Below are 18,365 nucleotides of genomic sequence, written 5' to 3' on the forward strand. Positions count from 1 at the left end.
CCCTTGCAGCGTCATAACCTGTCAGCCAAAAACCCGAGCAGCGTTTCATACAGCAAGTCGACCTCGGCGACCTGGCCCCGGGCCCGCAAACAGCCATGAACCAGCCCTTCTCCATAGTAAAACGTGGTGGGCACACCCGCGGCCTGGAGATGCTCGGCATAGAGCACGCCGTCATCGCGCAGCGGGTCGAATTGCGCCACGGCAATCAATGCCGGCGGCAGCCCGCCGAAGTGTCCGGCGAGCAACGGCATCGCATAGGCGCCCGGCTGTCGGGTGCCGCGCAAGTACAGGGCGTGATAACAATCCACATCACTGCTGGCGAGCAATGGCGCGTCGATGCATTCGCTACGCGACGGCAACGAGCGATCACCGCCCAGCCCCGGATAGATCAAAACCTGCGCCGCCGGGACCGGCTCGCCCGCATCCCGCAGCGCCAGACACAACGCCGCAGCCAGATTGCCACCGGCACTGTCCCCCGCCACCAGCGTTCGTCCGGGATCAAGCCGAAAAGGTCCGCTTCGCAGCGCGCGCCAGACACCCAGGCAATCATTGAACGCCGCCGGAAAAGGATGTTCCGGCGCCAATCGGTAATCGACCGCGATCACCAGTACGCCGAGTGTCGACGCCAGTTCGGCGCAGATGAAATCGTGGGATTCCAGATCCCCTACCACCCAACCACCGCCATGCAGATACACGATGCACGGTCCACCGCCGGTCGGAGGTGAAACCGGCGGTTGATAGGATCGCACCGACACACCGGCCAACTCGAAATCGACCACGTAGAGCCCGGCGGGACGTGGCGGAGTGAACGCCCGGCACATCGCGCTATAGGCCTGACGCAAACCGTCGAGGCTACTGTCGGTGCTGTTGAAGCTGACGGTTTTTTCGACGAACGCCGTCATCTGTTCAGATAAGGGATAAGAGGCCATAAGTCTGGTGCCAGTTAGTTCAGCGATTTGGAATGGGAACCCGGTTCTGTGGCGAGGGAGCTTGCTCCCGCTGGGCTGCACCGCAGCCCCCAAACCATTCAATCGGGTTTTATCAGATACACCCGAGCAGCCGGGTTTACGACGGCTTCGCCGCCGAGCGGGAGCAAGCTCCCTCGCCACAGGACAGCACTTGCCGAAGGAAAGGTGATCAGTTTTTCAGGTTGGCTTGTACGGTGGCTAAGCCATCCTTGCCATCAAAACTGCTGACACCCACCAACCAACGCTGCAGATCCTCCGGATGATCACGCAGCCATTGCCGGGCAACGTCCTGAGGCGTCTTGCGCTCCATGATCGGCACCATCAACTGGCTTTCCTGGGCGGCGGTGAAAGTCAGGTTCTCCAGCAAACGGTTCACGTTCGGGCAACGTTCGGCATAGTCCGGGGACGTCACAGTCGAGACCGTCGCTGCGCCTTCGTTGGGGCCATAAACGTCTTCGCTGCCGGTCAGGTAGGCGATTTTCATGTTGATGTTCATCGGGTGCGGGGTCCAACCGACGAACACCACGAACTCCTTACGGTTCACCGCCCGCTGAACGGCCGCGAGCATGCCGGCCTCACCGGACTCGATCAGTTTGAAGTCTTTCAAGCCGAAGTGATTGGTCTCGATCATGGTTTTGATCGTGGTGTTGGCGCCACTGCCGGGCTCGATGCCATAGATCTTGCCGCCGAGCTTGTCTTTGAACTTGGCGATGTCGGCGAAGGTTTTCAGCCCGGCGTCCGCAACGTACTGAGGCACCGCGAGCGTTGCCTGCGCGTCGGCCAGGCTCGGCTTATCCAGGACCTTCACTTGTTTGGCATCAAGGAACGGCGCGATGTTCTTGTCCATCGCCGGTTTCCAGTAACCGAGGAAGATATCGAGGCGTTTGTCGCGGATGCCGGCAAAGATGATTTGCTGCACGGCGCTGGTTTGCTTGCTTTCGTAGCCGAGTCCGTTGAGCAATACGTCAGCCATGCCGCTGGTGGCGATCACGTCGGTCCAGTTGACCACGCCCATGCGCACGGCCTTGCAGGACGCGTCGTCACTGGCCAGGACGCTAGTGCTCAGAAGAGCGGTGCCGCAGAGGATTGAGAGACAGCGGGTGAACAAACCTTTGGTGCTTGTCATAGAGAGCGTTCTCGTGCGGCAGATTATTGCGAGGGCCGGTGTCTTCTTGCACCGTGACCAGCACATTACGCAGCGTCGAGAGGGTAAAAGCGAACTGTAGCGACCGAGATTTGCACGGTGGCGACCGTTCCGCTCAGGTAGCGAGACCAACCCCACCCTGTGGCGAGGGAGCTTGCTCCCGCTGAGTTGCGAAGCAGTCCCCAACCCATTCAACCGAGTGTTATCAGATACACCCGACTCGCCGGGTTTACGACGGCTTCGCCGCCGAGCGGGAGCAAGCGCCCTCGCCACAAAAGCGCGCTCCCACAGGGTTATGCGTTGTAGTGCTTTTGGCCCCAGGCCAGCAGGCCTTGCAGCAATTCCTTGAGCACAACCTGCGTCGGCGCCGCCAGGTCCGGGCGATAGCGAAACGGCTCAAACTCTTCCATGTACGTGCACTGCCCTAGCTCCAGTTGCACCGCATGGATGTTTTCGGCCGGGTTGCCGTAATGCCGGGTGATGTGGCCGCCCTTGAAGCGACCGTTCAGCACGTGGCTGTAATCGGTGTGCCTGGCGCAGATCGCTTCCAGCTGAGTGGCCAATTGTGGATCGCAACTGGCGTCATTGAAGGTGCCGAGGTTGAAGTCCGGCAGCTTGCCGTCGAACAGGTGCGGGATGATCGAGCGGATCGAATGCGCATCGAACAGCAGCGCGTAGCCGAACTCGGCTTTGAGTCGCGCCAGTTCGTTCTGCAGGGTGGTGTGATACGGCGTCCACACCTGCTCCAGATACGTCGCTCGTTCCGCCGCCGACGGTTCCATCCCTTCACGGAACAACGGAATACCGTCGAACAGCGTCGCCGGATACAGACCGGTGGTGGCGCCGACATACAGCGGCTTGTCGTCAGACGGACGGTTCAAGTCGATGACGAAGCGCGAGTACTCGGCAGCCAATGTACTGGCGCCCAGTTCGGCAGCGAACTCATAAAGTTGGGGAATGTGCCAGTCCGTGTCCGGCAGGCTGCGCGCATCGGGGATCAACCCGGCTTCCACCGCCGGAGTCAGGCGCAGGCCGGCGTGGGGCATGCTGATCAGCAGCGGCACGCGACCTTGTTTGAAGTTCAGAACCTTATCCACAACTGCTCTCCTAAACGCTCGTTTCGACGCCGTGACGCACGACGCGTTTTTCCAGGTCACCGCCCAGCCAGTACGACAGATCGGCGGGACGATCGATTTGCCAGGCGACGAAATCCGCGACCTTGCCGGCTTCCAGCGAACCGTGAGTGTCAGCCATGCCCAGCGCGGTGGCGGCATGAATGGTCGCGCCCGCCAAGGCTTCTTCCGGGGTCATGCGGAAACAGGTGCAGGCCATGTTCAGCATCAAGCGCAACGACAGCGCCGGTGACGTGCCGGGGTTGAGGTCGCTGGCGATGGCGATTTTCACGCCGTGTTTGCGCAGGGCATCCATCGGTGGCAACTGGGTTTCACGCAGGAAGTAAAACGCACCGGGTAGCAGCACCGCGACGGTGCCGGATCTGGCCATGGCGATGGCGTCGTCTTCGGTCATGAACTCCAGGTGATCGGCCGACAGAGCGTGGTAACGCGCCGCCAGGCTCGAACCGTGCAGCGACGACAATTGCTCGGCGTGCAGCTTCACCGGCAGACCCAATTCTTGTGCGGTGATGAACACCCGCTCGACCTGTGCCGGCGAAAAGGCCAGGTATTCGCAGAACGCGTCCACCGCATCCACCAGCCCTTCGGCGGCCAGGGCCGGGAGCATTTCAGCGCAGATGTGATCGATGTAGTCGTCGGCGCGATCCGCATATTCCGGTGGCAACGCATGAGCGGCCAGGCACGTGCTGCGCACGCTGACCGGCAGTTCGGCGCCGAGACGACGGATGACTCGCAGGATCTTGCGTTCACTGGCCAGGTCGAGGCCGTAGCCGGATTTCATTTCGACCGTGGTCACGCCGTCGCGCATCAGGCTTTTCAGACGCTTGGCGGCGCTGGCGAACAGCTCATCTTCGGTCGCTGCACGGGTGGCGCGCACGGTGCTGGCGATGCCGCCACCGGCTGCTGCAATTTCCGCGTAGCTGACACCTTTCAGGCGCTGTTCGAATTCACCGCTGCGGTTACCGCCGAACACCGTGTGGGTGTGGCAGTCGATCAGGCCCGGGGTGACCCAGGCCCCTTTCAAATCGTTGACGGCGGGGTACTCGCCCGACGGCAGTTCACTGCGCGGGCCGACCCACTCAATGTGCGCACCGGACGTCACGATGGCCGCATCCTCGATGATCGAGTAGACGCCTTGCGCCATGGTTGCGACGTGGCAGTGTTGCCAGAGAGTTTTCATCCCGAGTTCCTCGTCTTTGATCGTTCCCACGCTCCACGTGGGAATGCCTCTAGGGACGCTCTGCGTCCGGTGACGCGGAGCATCACGGGCTGCATTCCCACGCAGAGCGTGGGAACGATCGGTGGGTGGGGGTTAAAGGCTCGGCAAAAGCCTGGCCGTCACCAGTTCATTCAGGCAACGCGTGGCCAACAGTTCAGTCGCCGCATTGATGTCCGGCGCAAAGAAGCGGTCCTTCTCATAGAACGGCACTTCTTTACGCAGAATCCCACGGGCGTTTTCCAGCTTCGCCGAAGTCTTCAGACCTTCACGCAAATCCAGCCCCTGAACCGCCGCCAACCATTCCACCGCCAACACACCGCGCGTGTTTTCAGCCATTTCCCACAAGCGCTTGCCGGCAGCCGGTGCCATCGATACGTGATCTTCCTGGTTCGCGGAAGTCGGCAGGCTGTCCACCGAATGCGGATGGGACAACGCCTTGTTCTCGCTAGCCAGTGCCGCCGCAGTCACCTGGGCGATCATGAAACCGGAGTTCACCCCGCCATTGGCCACCAGGAACGGCGGCAGTTGCGACATGTGCTTGTCCATCATCAGCGAGATGCGACGTTCGCTCAGGGAACCGATTTCAGCGATGGCCAGGGCCATGTTGTCAGCGGCCATGGCCACCGGTTCGGCGTGGAAGTTACCGCCGGAGATCACGTCGCCTTCAGCGGCGAAGACCAGAGGGTTATCGGAAACGGCGTTGGCTTCGACGGCCAGCACTTCGGCCGCCTGACGGAACTGAGTCAGGCAGGCGCCCATGACTTGCGGCTGGCAGCGCAGGGAGTACGGGTCCTGGACCTTTTCGCAGTTCTGGTGCGAGTCGGATACTTCACTGCGCTCGCCCAGCAGATCACGGTAGGCGGCAGCGGCGTCGATCTGGCCTTTCTGGCCACGGGCGGCGTGGATGCGTGCGTCGAACGGCGAACGCGAACCCAGCACCGCTTCGACTGTCAGGGCACCAATCGCCACGGCACCGGCGAACAGATCTTCGCCTTCGAACAGACCGCGCAGCGCATAAGCGGTCGACACCTGAGTGCCGTTGAGCAGCGCCAGGCCTTCTTTCGCCGCCAGGGTCAACGGCGTCAGGCCGGCGACTTTCAGTGCTTCAGTCGCTTCCATCCACTCGCCTTTGTAGCGGGCCTTGCCTTCACCCAGCAACACCAGGGACATGTGGGCCAAAGGCGCCAAATCGCCGGACGCACCGACTGAACCTTTCAATGGAATGTGCGGGTAAACCTCGGCGTTGATCAGCGCGATCAACGCGTCAATCACGACGCGGCGAATGCCGGAGAAACCACGGCTCAGGCTGTTGACCTTGAGCACCATGACCAACCGCACCAGCGCGTCGCTGATCGGCTCGCCGACACCGGCGGCATGGGACAGCACCAGCGAGCGCTGCAGGTTTTCCAGGTCTTCGCTGGCGATGCGGGTCGAAGCCAGCAGGCCAAAACCGGTGTTGATGCCGTAGGCGGTGCGGTTCTCGGCGAGGATCTGTTCCACGCAGGCAACGCTGGCTTCGATCTGCTTTGATGCACTGTTGTCGAGGGTGATTTTGACCGGCTGCTGATAGATATCACGCAGTTGGGCAAGGCTCAGTTGGCCGGGAATCAAATTTAGCGCAGTCACTTTTATTCTCCTTTTGAGAGTCTTTTTGTTAACTAACCAGACGCTCCGGAAATGTCCGTTGTCCGTCGCTTCCCGCCTCGTGGGGGGCTGGCGCCTTGGCACGCTGGTTTGATGTAGGAATCAGTTGAGGTTCGGTAACGCCTTGTGCAGCAAAATCGGATCTTTCAACACGCCGGCAGCGGCGGCGATGTCCGGCGCCAGCCAGCGGTCCTGGTCATAGGCCGGGACGCGTTCACGCAGCAGACGCCACGCGGCATCGGTGCCAGCGCCAAAACGCTGTTCCTTGAGAAATTCAAACGCCTGGGCCGCCAGCAGGTACTCGATGGCGAGGATCTGCGTGCAGTTTTCCAAGGCACGATGCAGCTTCAGCGCCGCGTTGGTGCCCATGCTCAAGTGGTCTTCCTGCAAGCCCGAGGTGACGTAGTTGTCGAGCACGGCCGGTTGCGCCAACTGGCGATTTTCCGCGCACAGCGACGCGGCGACGTACTGGACGATCATCATCCCGGAATTTACCCCGGGGTTGGCCACCAAAAACGCTGGCAGACCACTGACGTGCGGGTTGATCAGGCGGTCCAGGCGACGCTCGGCGATGGAGCCGATTTCGGCCATGGCGATGGCCAGCAAATCCGCCGCCAGCGCGACCGATTGGCCATGCGGGTTGGCTTGGGACATGACACGGAAGTTGTCTGGCGTACCCAGCAGCAACGGGTTGTCGGTGCAACCGTTGAGTTCGGTTTCGATCTGGCGGATCGCGTGCGCCAGTTGATCCCGTGCAGCACCGTGGACTTGCGGGATTGAACGGATGCTCAGCGCATCCTGCGTGCGAATGCCTTTGCTCGATGCAATCACTTCACTGCCATCCAGCAACGCTCGCAGATTGATGCCGACCTGCTGCATGCCCGGATGCGGTTTGAGCGCGATGATCTCGGCATCGAACGCCGCGATCTGGCCACGCTGGGCTTCGAAGCTCATGGCGCCGATCACGTCGGCCCATTGCACCAGACGCGTCGCATCGGCAATCGCCAGACAGCTGAGGCCGGACATGCACGGCGTGCCGTTGACCAGACACAAGCCATCTTTGGCACCCAACTGAACCGGTTGCAGACCTTCTTCGGCCAGGGCTTGCTGGGCGGAAACGATCTGCCCGCGATAACTGACATTGCCGACACCCAACAGCGCGATGCTGATGTGCGCCATGTGGGTTAGGTAACCGACCGAACCTTGGGACGGCACTTGCGGGGTGATGCCGCGATTGAGCAGCGCCAGGAGGGCTTCGACCACCCGGCGATGAATGCCGGATTTGCCATGGCTGTAATTCAGGATCGCTGCGCAGAGAATTGCACGGGTCTGCTCGTCGGCCAGCGGAGCGCCGACGCCACAAGCGTGGCTGAGCAAGGTGTTGCGCGACAACTGGCTCAGTTGTTCGTCTTTGAGCGAGACGTTGCACAACGCACCCAGGCCCGTGTTGACGCCATACGCACGCTCGCCGCTGGCGACGATGCGCTGGACGATCGCCTGGGCATTCTCGATCCGCGCCCAGGCCTGGGCCGACAGCTCAAGCTGAGCGCCATGACGGGCGACGGCAACCACATCCTGCCAACGCAACGGGGCGTCGGCGATAACGATTTTTTCAGCCTGGGACATCTTTGACCTCTTGCGTAAAACCTGAATATTGTTGCAGCTCTACCGGCCTCTTCGCGGGCAAGCCTCGCTCCTACAGGATTCAGGTTTGCCGTCCAATGCAGGAACGACACAAAACCTGTAGGAGCGAGGCTTGCTCGCGAATAGGCCGGCACAACCGCCGCAAACCTTTAAACCACCGCCGCCCGACGCTGGACGAACCGGTCCACATACTCATCCGCCGGCGAATGCAGGATCTCTCTCGGCGTGCCCACCTGAATCAGGCGGCCGTCCTTGAGGATCGCGATGCGGTTACCTATGCGCACGGCCTCATCGAGGTCGTGGGTGATAAAGACGATGGTCTTGTGCAGGGTCTTTTGCAGTTCCAGCAACTGGTCCTGCATCTCCGCGCGGATCAACGGATCAAGCGCACTGAAGGCCTCGTCCATCAGGATGATGTCGGTGTCTGCCGCCAAGGCGCGGGCCAGGCCAACACGCTGACGCATGCCGCCCGAGAGCTGGTGCGGGTATTTGTTTTCGTAGCCTTTCAGGCCCACGGTATTGATCCAGTGCAGCGCACGCTCGGCGCACATTTGCTTGCTCTCGCCACGCACTTTCAGGCCGTAGGCGACATTGTCGATCACGGTCTTGTGCGGCAGCAGGCCGAAGCTCTGGAACACCATGCTGATCTTGTGCCGGCGAAATTCGCGCAGGGCTTCCATGTCGTATTGCAGGATGTCCACGCCGTCCACCAGGATCGCGCCGCTGGTGGGGTCGATCAGGCGGTTGAAGTGGCGCACCAAGGTCGATTTGCCGGAACCCGACAGGCCCATGATCACGAAGATCTCGCCGGTGCCGATGCTCAACGACAAGTCGTTCACGCCGACCACGCAGCCGGTTTCGGCCAGCACCTGATCCTTGGTTTTGCCCTGGCCAATCATGCCCAGCGCGTCCTTGGAGCGGTTGCCGAAAATCTTGAAGACGTTTTTGACTTCGATTTTGCTCACGGTTGCGTCGTTCATTTGCTCACCTCATGCCGTGGCCGACCATACGCCTGAGTAATGCGGTCGATGACCACTGCCAGAATCACGATCGCCAGACCGGCTTCCAGGCCACGTCCGACGTTGAGGGTCTGAATCCCCACCAACACGTCTTCACCCAAGCCACGGGCGCCAATCATCGAGGCAATCACCACCATCGACAGGGCCATCATGGTGGTCTGGTTGATCCCGGCCATGATGCTCGGCAGGGCCAGCGGCAGTTGCACGCCGAACAGTTGCTGCCAGCGGTTGGCACCAAAGGCGTTGATCGCTTCCATCACTTCACCGTCCACCTGGCGGATGCCCAGGTCGGTCAGGCGGATCAGCGGTGGCGCAGCGTAGATCACGGTAGCGAAAATCGCCGGCACCTTGCCCAGGCCGAACAGCATCAGCACCGGGATCAGGTACACGAAACTCGGCATGGTCTGCATGATGTCCAGCAACGGCATCAGCACCGAACGCAGGCGATTGCTGCGTGCCGAGAGAATGCCCAGCGGGATGCCGATCAACACCGAAATGACGGTGGCCACCATCATCAGCGCCAGGGTCTGCATTAGCTTGTCCCAGAGGCCGACCGCACCCACCAGGAACAGCAGGCCGACGATGACTGCCGTGGTCACCACTTTACGAGTCGCGTGCCAGGCAACGCCCGCCACGATGGCCAGCATCAGCCACCAGGGCGCCGCACGCAGCAACCCTTCAAGATTGACGATGGCCCACAACAGGGTGTCGGAGATATGCCGGAACACATCGCCGTAGTTGGTGACCAGCGAATCGACCCAACCGTTGACCCAGTCGGCGATGGAAAAGGTAAAGCTTTCGGGAAACATAAGAGACTCTCAATCAAGGGGTTGCGATCAAGCACCCGACTGCCGTTGCCGACAGTCGGAGAGGCCCAACCTACAAGGCCGCGTCGATTTTCTTGGCTGCGTCTTCGCTTACCCATGCGTGCCAGACTTCAGGATGTTCCTTCAAGAAGATCTTGGCCAGTTTTGGCGACTCGATCCGCTCTTTGGCCATGCGCCCGAGGTTCTGATTGAGCAGGTCGATCGGCAGGTTGACCTTTTCCAGCACCGCCACCAGTTCCGGGGCTTGCTCGTGGAACGTCTTGGACAGGCCGACCTTGATGGTCACTTCCTTGTTCACGCCTGGTTTCTCTTCGAGTTTGACCAGATCAACCTGGCCCATCAGCGGGGTGGGCGACCAGTAGTAGAACAGGATCGGCTCGCCACGCTTGTAGCTCGACAGCACTGCGGCATCCAGCGCCGGGCCGGTGCCCGGACGGAAGTTGGTGTAGGTACTTTCCAGGCCGTAGCTTTTCAGCATTTCGCTGTTGTCGAGTTCACAGGTCCAGCCGGCCGGGCAGTTGTAGAAACGGCCCTTGGAAGGCTCTTCCTGGTCCTTGAACACGGCGGCGTATTTACCCAGGTCGGCGATTGCTTTCAGGTCCGGGGCCTTGGGCTCCAGCTTGCGCTTGGCGTCGCCTTCGATCACGTAGCGCGGCACGTACCAGCCTTCGATTGCGCCAACGACCGGAGCGCCGACACCGACAACCTTGCCGGCCTTCTCGGCCTTGTTCCAGACTTCGCTGCGGCCAACCCACTCTTCGGCGAACACTTGAATGTCGTTGCTGCTCAGGGCGTTTTCCATGGTGATGGAGTTGCCCGGCAGGCTGTCGGTCTTACAGTCGTAGCCCTTCTCCAACACGATTTGCATCACGTCGGTCAGCAGCATGCCGCTTTCCCAGTTCAGGCCGGCGAACTTCACCGGTTTGCCCGACTCGCACCAACCGGCAGCCTGAGTGGCGCCGGCGCTGGCGAGCAGGCCCATGGACAGCAATGTGGTCAGCAGGGTCTTGTTCGATTTCATTGTAGTGACGCTCCTAATCATGAATTGGCTTACGGCAGTCAAGAGGCATCCAGCCCTGTCCACGTCCAATCAGGCCTGCGCCGCAGCGCGACCAGCCCCACTTGTTTTTTGTTGTACAACGCTGTCCTGCTCAACCGGCAGAATCAGGTGATCGGGTACCGAGCCGTGCCATTTTTTCGCACAGACGTAGTACAGGGCTGCGGGAAGCACCAGACCGATGATCCAGGAAATATCCACACCACCCAGGGTTTCCACCAGCGGACCGGTATAGAACTTGGTGGCGATGAATGGCAGTTGTACCAGCACACCGAAGACATAGACGCTGATGCCGAGTGGGTTCCAACGGCCATAGCGACCCTTTGGATCGGCCAGCGCCGGCACGTCATAACGCTCGCGAGTGATGCAGTAGTAGTCCACCAGGTTGATCGCACTCCATGGCGTAAAGAACGCCAGCAGGAACAGGATGAAGGACTTGAACGCACCGAGGAACGAGTGCTGACCGAGCAACGCGATCAGGGTGGCGGTACCGACGATGAACAGCACGAACACCAGACGTTGCAAGCGCGATACCTGCAGGTGACCACGGAAACCGCTGATGATGGTCGCGATGCACATGAAGCTGCCGTAGGAGTTCAGCGTGGAGATGGTGACCTTGCCGAACGCGATGCTGAAATACAGCAGCGCAGCGGTGGCACCGGTGCCGCCCAGACCCACGATATAGGCCACTTCGTGGCCGGCGAATTGTCCGTTGGCCGAAGCGGCGGCAAACACGCCGAGGATCATCGCCACCTGTGCACCAATCACCGAACCCGCGCCAGCGGCGAAAAAGGTTTTCACCGAGGAAGTTTTGCTCGGCAGGTAGCGCGAGTAGTCAGCCACGTAAGGACCGAAGGCGATCTGCCAGGATGCCGCGAGGGACACCGCAAGCAGGAAGCTGCTCCAGCTGAAGTGGCGGATTTGCAGGAGTGCACCCACATCAGTCTGGCTCATCAGACGACTGAACAGATAAACAAAGGCAATCACGCCGATGACGCTGGCGACACGGCCGATGAAATGGATCACCCGATAACCGAGTACCGTGACCAGCACGATGACGCTGGCGAAGATGAGGATACCGACGCTGTCGCTGACGCCAAACAACTGGCCCAGCGCCTGGCCGGAAAGCACGGTTCCCGTTGCGGTGAAGCCCAGGTACATCAGGCAGACCAGCACGATTGGGATGGCCGCACCATAAACGCCGAACTGTACGCGGCTGGAGATCATCTGCGGCAGGCCAAGTTTTGGCCCTTGCGCTGCATGCAACGCCATCACGCCACCGCCCAGCAGTTGACCGATCAGCAGACCGATCAGCGACCAGAACACATCACCGCCCAGCACCACGGCGAGCGCCCCGGTGACAATCGCGGTGATCTGCAGGTTGGCACCCATCCACAGGGTGAACTGGCTTAACAGACGACCGTGTCTTTCCGCTTCCGGGATGTAGTCGATCGAACGTGTCTCGATCAACGGTTTACTGCCTGCACGATCGTCATTAACAGCCATTGTTCAACCTCTGTGGATTGTTTGTCGGTGTTGGTGATCCCTGTAGGAGCGAGCGATGCGGGGCGCCGCATCGCTCGCTCCTACAGGTTTTGCATCAGGCCAAAGCCTGGTTTATTTGCCGGTAATCATCGGCAGGTTCAGCCCTTGTTCCTTGGCGCAGTCGATCGCGATCTGGTAACCGGCATCGGCGTGACGCATGACACCGGTGGCCGGGTCGTTGTGCAGGACGCGAGCGATACGCTCGGCCGCTTCGTCAGTACCGTCGCAGACAATCACCATGCCCGAGTGCTGGGAGAAGCCCATGCCGACGCCGCCGCCGTGGTGCAGGGAAACCCAGGTCGCGCCGCTCGCGGTGTTGAGCAGGGCGTTGAGCAGTGGCCAGTCGGACACGGCGTCGGAGCCATCCTGCATCGATTCGGTTTCGCGGTTCGGGCTGGCGACCGAACCGGAGTCCAGGTGGTCGCGACCGATCACGATCGGCGCGGACAACTCGCCGCTGCGCACCATTTCGTTGAACGCCAGACCCAGCTTGGCGCGCTGGCCCAGGCCAACCCAGCAGATACGGGCCGGCAGACCCTGGAAGCTGATGCGCTCGCGGGCCATGTCCAGCCAGTTGTGCAGGTGGGCGTCGTCCGGGATCAGTTCTTTGACCTTGGCGTCGGTCTTGTAGATGTCTTCAGCGTTACCCGACAGTGCAGCCCAACGGAATGGACCGATGCCGCGGCAGAACAGCGGACGGATGTAAGCCGGTACAAAACCCGGGAAGTCGAATGCGTTCTCGACGCCTTCTTCTTGCGCCATCTGACGGATGTTGTTGCCGTAGTCGAAGGTCGGAATGCCCATTTTCTGGAATTCGAGCATCGCTTTAACGTGCACGGCCATCGATTGCTTGGCGGCTTTGACCACGGCAGCAGGCTCGGTCTTGGCGCGAGCGCGGTACTCTTCCCAGGTCCAGCCGGCTGGCAGGTAACCGTTGAGCGGGTCGTGGGCGCTGGTCTGGTCGGTGACCATGTCCGGGCGCACGCCGCGCTTGACCAGTTCCGGCAGGATTTCTGCCGCGTTACCCAGCAGCGCGATGGAAATCGCCTTGCCTTCCTTGGTGTACTTGGCGATGCGGGCCAGCGCGTCGTCGAGGTCGGTGGCTTGTTCATCGACATAACGGCTGTTCAGGCGGAAATCGATGCTCACCTGCTGGCATTCGATGTTCAGCGAGCAAGCACCGGCCAGGGTTGCAGCCAGGGGCTGAGCGCCACCCATGCCGCCAAGGCCTGCGGTCAGGACCCAACGACCTTTCAGGTCATCGTTGTAATGTTGGCGACCGGCTTCGACGAAGGTTTCGTAAGTGCCCTGGACGATGCCCTGGCTGCCGATGTAGATCCAGCTGCCGGCGGTCATCTGGCCGTACATGGCCAGGCCTTTGGCGTCGAGTTCGTTGAAGTGCTCCCAGCTCGCCCAGTGTGGCACCAGGTTGGAGTTGGCGATCAGCACGCGCGGAGCATTGGTGTGTGTCTTGAACACGCCGACCGGCTTGCCGGATTGCACCAGCAGGGTCTCGTCGTCATTCAGGTTGGTCAGGCTTTCGACGATCTTGTCGTAGCATTCCCAGTTACGCGCCGCACGACCGATACCACCGTAAACCACCAGTTCTTTAGGGTTCTCGGCAACTTCAGGGTCGAGGTTGTTCATCAGCATGCGCAGCGGCGCTTCGGTCAGCCAGCTCTTGGCGGTCAGCTTGTTACCGCGGGCGGCACGGATTTCAACATCACGGTATTTAGTAGGTTTCTGGGTATTGTCAGTCACGAAAAAGACTCCTCAGCGATCAATCCAAACCAACCCTGGCGGTGGGTCAGCCAGCCTGTGCGCACTGTTGCGCCACAAGCGAATCAGTGGACGTTGCGAGGAGTCTCGGTCGACTCATACGCATACGTCTTTACTTGTACATACAAGCATATGCAATCAAGCGGCCAACTTGTTGGAGGGGCGTTCAAGAAAAGTTTTAAACGGGCTGGAACGCGCCTGGATCAAGGGTTCTGGCAACGATGAAATTTTTCGGGGGATTTTGCGAGGGGGGGTGACTGCTGTTACTTGGGCATGGTTTTGCGCCACGCTGGGGCGTTCGGTAACAAAGTGGTGCGCAGTTTCGAATCAGTTGATCGCTCCCAAGCTCTGCGTGGGAACGATCAGTGGTGGTATTGGATCAGCGTGCAGTCAGCTCGATCACACAGCACGGGCCGTTACTGGAAACTTCCAGCAGGCCGGTGTTACCACCGAGTTGCAGGCAATCATGGCGACCGAGTTGCGAGGCGCTGTTGCCGACCTTCACGACAAGCTCGTCAGTGACACTAAATATGAGCACGGTGCCAGCCGAGCTGAAAAACTGCTGCTCACCGGCCAGCCACTGCAACCGCGCGTAGTAACGCTGGGGCGCATAAATCAGGTTGAAGTCGCGAATCGGCCCGCCCAGCAAGGTGCAGGTCACGTGGCTTTCGCCGCTGAACGCAAAAGGCTCCAACGGTAACAATGGAGGCGTGTCCTGGCCGTCAACCCGCAAGGTCATACCGTCGCCTTGCAACACGGTGATCACCCGCTCATAGCCGGCGAACGTCGAGAATCCGCCGGACTCGCCGATATCGGCAATCGACAGGCGCCAGCCGAAGCCGTCAAGCCCGGTCCCCGCATCGCGGGTGATTTCTTCGGTGCTGCCACCGCCGTTTTTCCACGGCATTCGCGGGTAATCTTTTGCGCGTAGAACCTTCGTTGCATTCATTTATGAAACCGACCTTCCAGACGATGACGGGAACCAGGGTGGATCAAACGGGCGGCGGTTACCGGCTGGCGGCCGGACCAGGTGCGGCGACGAATCAGCAGGCACGGCTCGCCCTTTTCAATCTGCAGCAATTTGCACTCTGAGGCCTCGGCCAGAATCGCCTCGACCACGTGCTCGCCTTCGGTCAGCGGCGCGACCTGGTTCAGGTAGGCGTAAGGCGTTTGCAGGGTGAAGTCCTGCTTGAGGTAGTCCGGCGCCACCAGCGCGTTGACGAAACGGTCTTCGATTTGCACCGGAATGTCGTTTTCGAAATGCACGATCAGCGAATGGAAAACCCGCTGGCCTTCGCGCATGTCCAGCGCCAAAGCGCGCTCGGAACCGGCGGCCTCTTCTTCGAGGGTGATCACCTTGCAGGTATGGCGATGGCCACGGGAGGCGATTTCGTCGGCGATGTTGTGCACTTCAAACAGCGCGGACTGGCTTTTCGGCTCGGCGACGAACGTGCCGACACCTTGCATACGCACCAGCAGACCGTCGGCGGTCATCTCGCGCAGGGCGCGGTTGATGGTCATGCGGCTGAAACCGAGTTGGCTGACCAGCTCGCTTTCCGACGGAACGCGGTAGTGCGGCGGCCAGTTTCCACTGTCGATTTGCTGGGTGATCATCTGTTTGACGCGGGCGTACAAGGGCGCCGGACTGTCGCCCATGTTCGCGGCCAACGGTGACACTGGGGGCGGAGTCGGCACGGTTAATCCTTGGTCGTCTGTTAGAAGTCGCTAGCTTGCCGGAGTTTACCGAGCAGGCAAACGTCTGTATATGTATATACAAATAACACACGATGGGGTTCTGAACCATGTCCGCCTTCTTTGCCGAACGCGCGCTGCTGCCTAGCGGATGGGCCAACAATGTACGTCTTGAGGTCAGCGCCGAGGGCGTTTTGACCCATATCCAGGCCGATTCCAACGCAGATGGCGCCGAACGGCTGAGCGGTCCGCTGCTGCCGGGGATGCCGAATCTGCATTCCCACGCCTTCCAGCGGGCCATGGCCGGGCTGGCGGAAGTGGCGGGCAATCCGAATGACAGTTTCTGGACCTGGCGCGACTTGATGTATCGCCTCGTCGGAAAAATCAGCCCGGATCAACTCGGCGTCATTGCTCGTCAGCTGTACATCGAAATGCTCAAGGCCGGTTACACCTCGGTCGCGGAATTTCATTATGTGCATCACGACACCAACGGCCAGCCTTACGCTGATCCGGCCGAACTGGCGCTGCGCATCAGCCAGGCAGCCAGTTCCGCCGGTATCGGTCTGACCTTGCTTCCGGTGCTTTACAGCCATTCCGGTTTCGGCGGCCAGGCGCCGAACGACGGTCAGCGCCGCTTCATCAACAGCACCGAGAACTACCTCACGCTTCAGTCGCGTTTGCAGCCGATCCTGGCGCAGCAACCGGCGCAGTCGCTGGGCTTGTGTTTCCACTCGTTGCGCGCGGTAACACCGCAGCAGATCAGCGAAGTGCTGGCGGCCAGCGACAAGCAGTGCCCGGTGCACATTCATATCGCTGAACAGCAGAAGGAAGTCGATGACTGCCTGAGTTGGAGCGGTCGTCGTCCTCTGCAATGGCTGTACGAAAACACCGAGGTCGACCAGCGCTGGTGCCTGGTCCACGCGACCCATGCCAATCCGGAAGAAGTCACGTTGATGGCCAAGAGTCGCGCCATCGCCGGTCTGTGCCTGACCACCGAAGCCAACCTCGGCGACGGGATTTTTCCGGCGGTGGATTTCCTCGCGCAGGGTGGACGCATGGGTATCGGGTCCGACAGCCATGTGTCATTGAGCGTTGTGGAAGAGTTGCGTTGGCTGGAATACGGCCAGCGCCTGCGCGATCAGCGGCGTAATCGGCTGTATGGCGCGGATCAGCCGATGGTTGGCCGCACGCTATATGACGCTGCGCTGGATGGCGGCGCTCAGGCGCTGGGGCAGCCGATCGGTGCACTGGAAGTTGGTAAACGTGCGGATTGGCTGGTGCTGGACGGCAACGATCCGTACCTGGCAACGGCCAGCGGTGACGGGATTCTTAATCGTTGGTTGTTTGCCGGCGGCGATCGCCAGGTGCGCGATGTGCTGGTCAATGGCCAGTGGGTAGTGCGTGACGGGCGTCATGCAGCAGAAGAAGAAAGCAATCGGGCGTTTACCCAAGTCCTGCGCGACCTCCTGGGCTGACACAAACGAAATGTGGGAGCGAGCCTGCTCGCGACAGGGCGATCAAATTCAACAGAAGTGTTGACTGATACTCCGCTATCGCGAGCAGGCTCGCTCCCACATTTGTTCTTTACTAGCCGTCAGTTCGAGGTCTTGGCCATCTGCGTATCCGACGCGCGCCAGATCAGCCGCGTAGTGTCGTAGCCTTGCTGACGCGCCTTGCTCAGCAGTTCTTCACGCACTACACCGTTGACCGTCGGCGTGCGCGACAGCAGCCACAGGTACTTGCGGCTCGGGTCACCGACGATGGCGGTCTTGTAATCGTCGCTGACGTAAAGCACCCAGTATTCCCCCTTCGCCACACCTGGCAGCAAGCGCGAGAACCAGGTATCGAACTCGACCCACAACTTGTCGGTCTTGCCCGGCACTTGTGGATAAGCCGTGCCCTTGGCCTCTTCCCATTGCCAGTCCGCCGTCAGGCAGCGGTTCAGCACCTGCACCTTGCCGTCAGGATTGAGCGTGTAATGGGCTTCGGATTGTGCGCAGTTGCGTTGGAAATACATCGGCAGGCGGGCCAACTCGTACCAGGTGCCCTGGTATTTCTTGAGATTGACGCTGTTGACGGTTTTCGGCGCCAACGGATCTGTGCCAGAAGTGGCGCAGCCGGCCAATACCAGGCCGGCAAAAAGGAGTATCAATAACCGCTTCATTGTTTTTCTCCCGTGGGCGCGTAGCCCCGGATTACTTCAGGCCTTGGCCGGAAAACATCAGTACTTTGTCACCGGCGTACTGCACGCTGATAAAGCTGTTCTTGTCACCCCAGGTGCAACTGGACATGCCGAGCGCGCCCGAGCAATCAGTGGCTTTACCCAACAAGGCTTCAACCTCTGCCTTGGGCATGCCGGCCGACAGTTTCGAATAGTTTTCCTGATTGACCTTGCTGCATGCGGCCAACAACACGCAGAACGAGAGCAGGGCGATAGAACGCAGCGACATGGTGTAGCTCCTGGGGCGAGGGGGGAATGGCATGGCTGCCAAGCAGAAGCTTAGAAGAGAAAACCCCCATCTGGTTCCCCGACCGCCCGGCTATTTATCGGGCCGCTCGTCTGCCTTTTTTCGAAAAATCAGCAACTTTCCTGCGCCGCTGAGTATTTCATCGGTTTTCGCAAAAACACGCCTAATCTTTGGCGCTGGCCAGTCGACATAGAAGCAGCGCAAAGCCCTCGACTGTGGCAAATTG

16 protein-coding genes are annotated in these 18,365 nt (G+C 60.5%); 1 reads left to right on the forward strand and 15 read right to left on the reverse strand.

Annotated elements, in window-relative coordinates:
• Positions 1 to 11: 11 nt before the first annotated feature.
• The 13 genes from FBY01_RS24615 to hutC all read right to left on the reverse strand — a co-directional run bounded on the left by FBY01_RS24615 (position 12) and on the right by hutC (position 15,635).
• Entirely contained in the window at positions 12 to 929 is a 918-nt protein-coding gene (locus FBY01_RS24615; RefSeq protein WP_145309881.1) for an alpha/beta hydrolase, read from the reverse strand.
• 208 nt (positions 930 to 1,137) lie between these two features.
• Positions 1,138 to 2,094, reverse strand: a complete 957-nt coding sequence (locus FBY01_RS24620) for a choline ABC transporter substrate-binding protein (RefSeq protein ID WP_145309879.1) — start codon at positions 2,092 to 2,094, stop codon at positions 1,138 to 1,140.
• 311 nt (positions 2,095 to 2,405) lie between these two features.
• The gene (gene hutG, locus FBY01_RS24625) at positions 2,406 to 3,209 is read right to left on the reverse strand and encodes an N-formylglutamate deformylase (RefSeq protein ID WP_145309877.1); all 804 of its coding nucleotides are present in this window, start codon (positions 3,207 to 3,209) and stop codon (positions 2,406 to 2,408) included.
• Positions 3,210 to 3,219: 10 nt separating this feature from the next.
• Positions 3,220 to 4,425, reverse strand: a complete 1,206-nt coding sequence (gene hutI / locus FBY01_RS24630) for an imidazolonepropionase (RefSeq protein ID WP_102593472.1) — start codon at positions 4,423 to 4,425, stop codon at positions 3,220 to 3,222.
• Between the two features lie 132 nt (positions 4,426 to 4,557).
• Entirely contained in the window at positions 4,558 to 6,090 is a 1,533-nt protein-coding gene (hutH, locus tag FBY01_RS24635; protein ID WP_145309874.1) for a histidine ammonia-lyase, read from the reverse strand.
• A gap of 120 nt (positions 6,091 to 6,210) precedes the next feature.
• The gene (gene hutH, locus FBY01_RS24640) at positions 6,211 to 7,734 is read right to left on the reverse strand and encodes a histidine ammonia-lyase (RefSeq protein WP_145309872.1); all 1,524 of its coding nucleotides are present in this window, start codon (positions 7,732 to 7,734) and stop codon (positions 6,211 to 6,213) included.
• 167 nt (positions 7,735 to 7,901) lie between these two features.
• Positions 7,902 to 8,732 carry a glycine betaine/L-proline ABC transporter ATP-binding protein gene (locus FBY01_RS24645; RefSeq protein ID WP_145309870.1) on the reverse strand — a complete coding sequence of 277 codons (831 nt, stop codon included), beginning with the start codon at positions 8,730 to 8,732 and terminating at the stop codon, positions 7,902 to 7,904.
• On the reverse strand, positions 8,729 to 9,580 hold the full coding sequence (locus FBY01_RS24650) for a proline/glycine betaine ABC transporter permease (RefSeq protein ID WP_010464518.1): 852 nt from the start codon (positions 9,578 to 9,580) through the stop codon (positions 8,729 to 8,731). Before FBY01_RS24650 ends, FBY01_RS24645 begins: the two co-directional genes overlap by 4 nt.
• Positions 9,581 to 9,650: 70 nt before the next feature.
• Positions 9,651 to 10,619, reverse strand: a complete 969-nt coding sequence (locus tag FBY01_RS24655; RefSeq protein ID WP_010464521.1) for an ABC transporter substrate-binding protein — start codon at positions 10,617 to 10,619, stop codon at positions 9,651 to 9,653.
• A gap of 69 nt (positions 10,620 to 10,688) precedes the next feature.
• On the reverse strand, positions 10,689 to 12,161 hold the full coding sequence (locus tag FBY01_RS24660; protein WP_077747601.1) for a cytosine permease: 1,473 nt from the start codon (positions 12,159 to 12,161) through the stop codon (positions 10,689 to 10,691).
• Between the two features lie 111 nt (positions 12,162 to 12,272).
• On the reverse strand, positions 12,273 to 13,961 hold the full coding sequence (gene hutU, locus FBY01_RS24665) for a urocanate hydratase (protein ID WP_010464525.1): 1,689 nt from the start codon (positions 13,959 to 13,961) through the stop codon (positions 12,273 to 12,275).
• Positions 13,962 to 14,358: 397 nt separating this feature from the next.
• Positions 14,359 to 14,928, reverse strand: coding sequence for a HutD family protein (locus FBY01_RS24670; protein ID WP_145309868.1), 570 nt, complete (start codon positions 14,926 to 14,928; stop codon positions 14,359 to 14,361).
• On the reverse strand, positions 14,925 to 15,635 hold the full coding sequence (gene hutC, locus FBY01_RS24675) for a histidine utilization repressor (RefSeq protein WP_154505298.1): 711 nt from the start codon (positions 15,633 to 15,635) through the stop codon (positions 14,925 to 14,927). Before hutC ends, FBY01_RS24670 begins: the two co-directional genes overlap by 4 nt.
• Positions 15,636 to 15,781: 146 nt before the next feature.
• On the opposite strand from hutC, the gene FBY01_RS24680 reads away from it, so the two are divergent.
• Positions 15,782 to 17,146, forward strand: coding sequence for a formimidoylglutamate deiminase (locus FBY01_RS24680; protein ID WP_077747599.1), 1,365 nt, complete (start codon positions 15,782 to 15,784; stop codon positions 17,144 to 17,146).
• A 119-nt stretch (positions 17,147 to 17,265) separates the two neighbouring features.
• Here the strand turns inward: FBY01_RS24680 and FBY01_RS24685 are convergent, their stop codons facing one another.
• Together FBY01_RS24685 and FBY01_RS24690 are read right to left on the reverse strand one after the other, a co-directional pair.
• On the reverse strand, positions 17,266 to 17,835 hold the full coding sequence (locus FBY01_RS24685; RefSeq protein WP_010464533.1) for a lipocalin family protein: 570 nt from the start codon (positions 17,833 to 17,835) through the stop codon (positions 17,266 to 17,268).
• Positions 17,836 to 17,866: 31 nt separating this feature from the next.
• A complete protein-coding gene (locus FBY01_RS24690) occupies positions 17,867 to 18,121 on the reverse strand; it encodes a hypothetical protein (RefSeq protein WP_010464535.1) in 255 nt (84 codons plus the stop codon).
• Between the last annotated feature and the right edge of the window lie 244 nt (positions 18,122 to 18,365).

Origin of the sequence: Pseudomonas sp. SJZ077 (assembly GCF_007993905.1) — a bacterium.
GTDB lineage: Bacteria > Pseudomonadota > Gammaproteobacteria > Pseudomonadales > Pseudomonadaceae > Aquipseudomonas > Aquipseudomonas mandelii.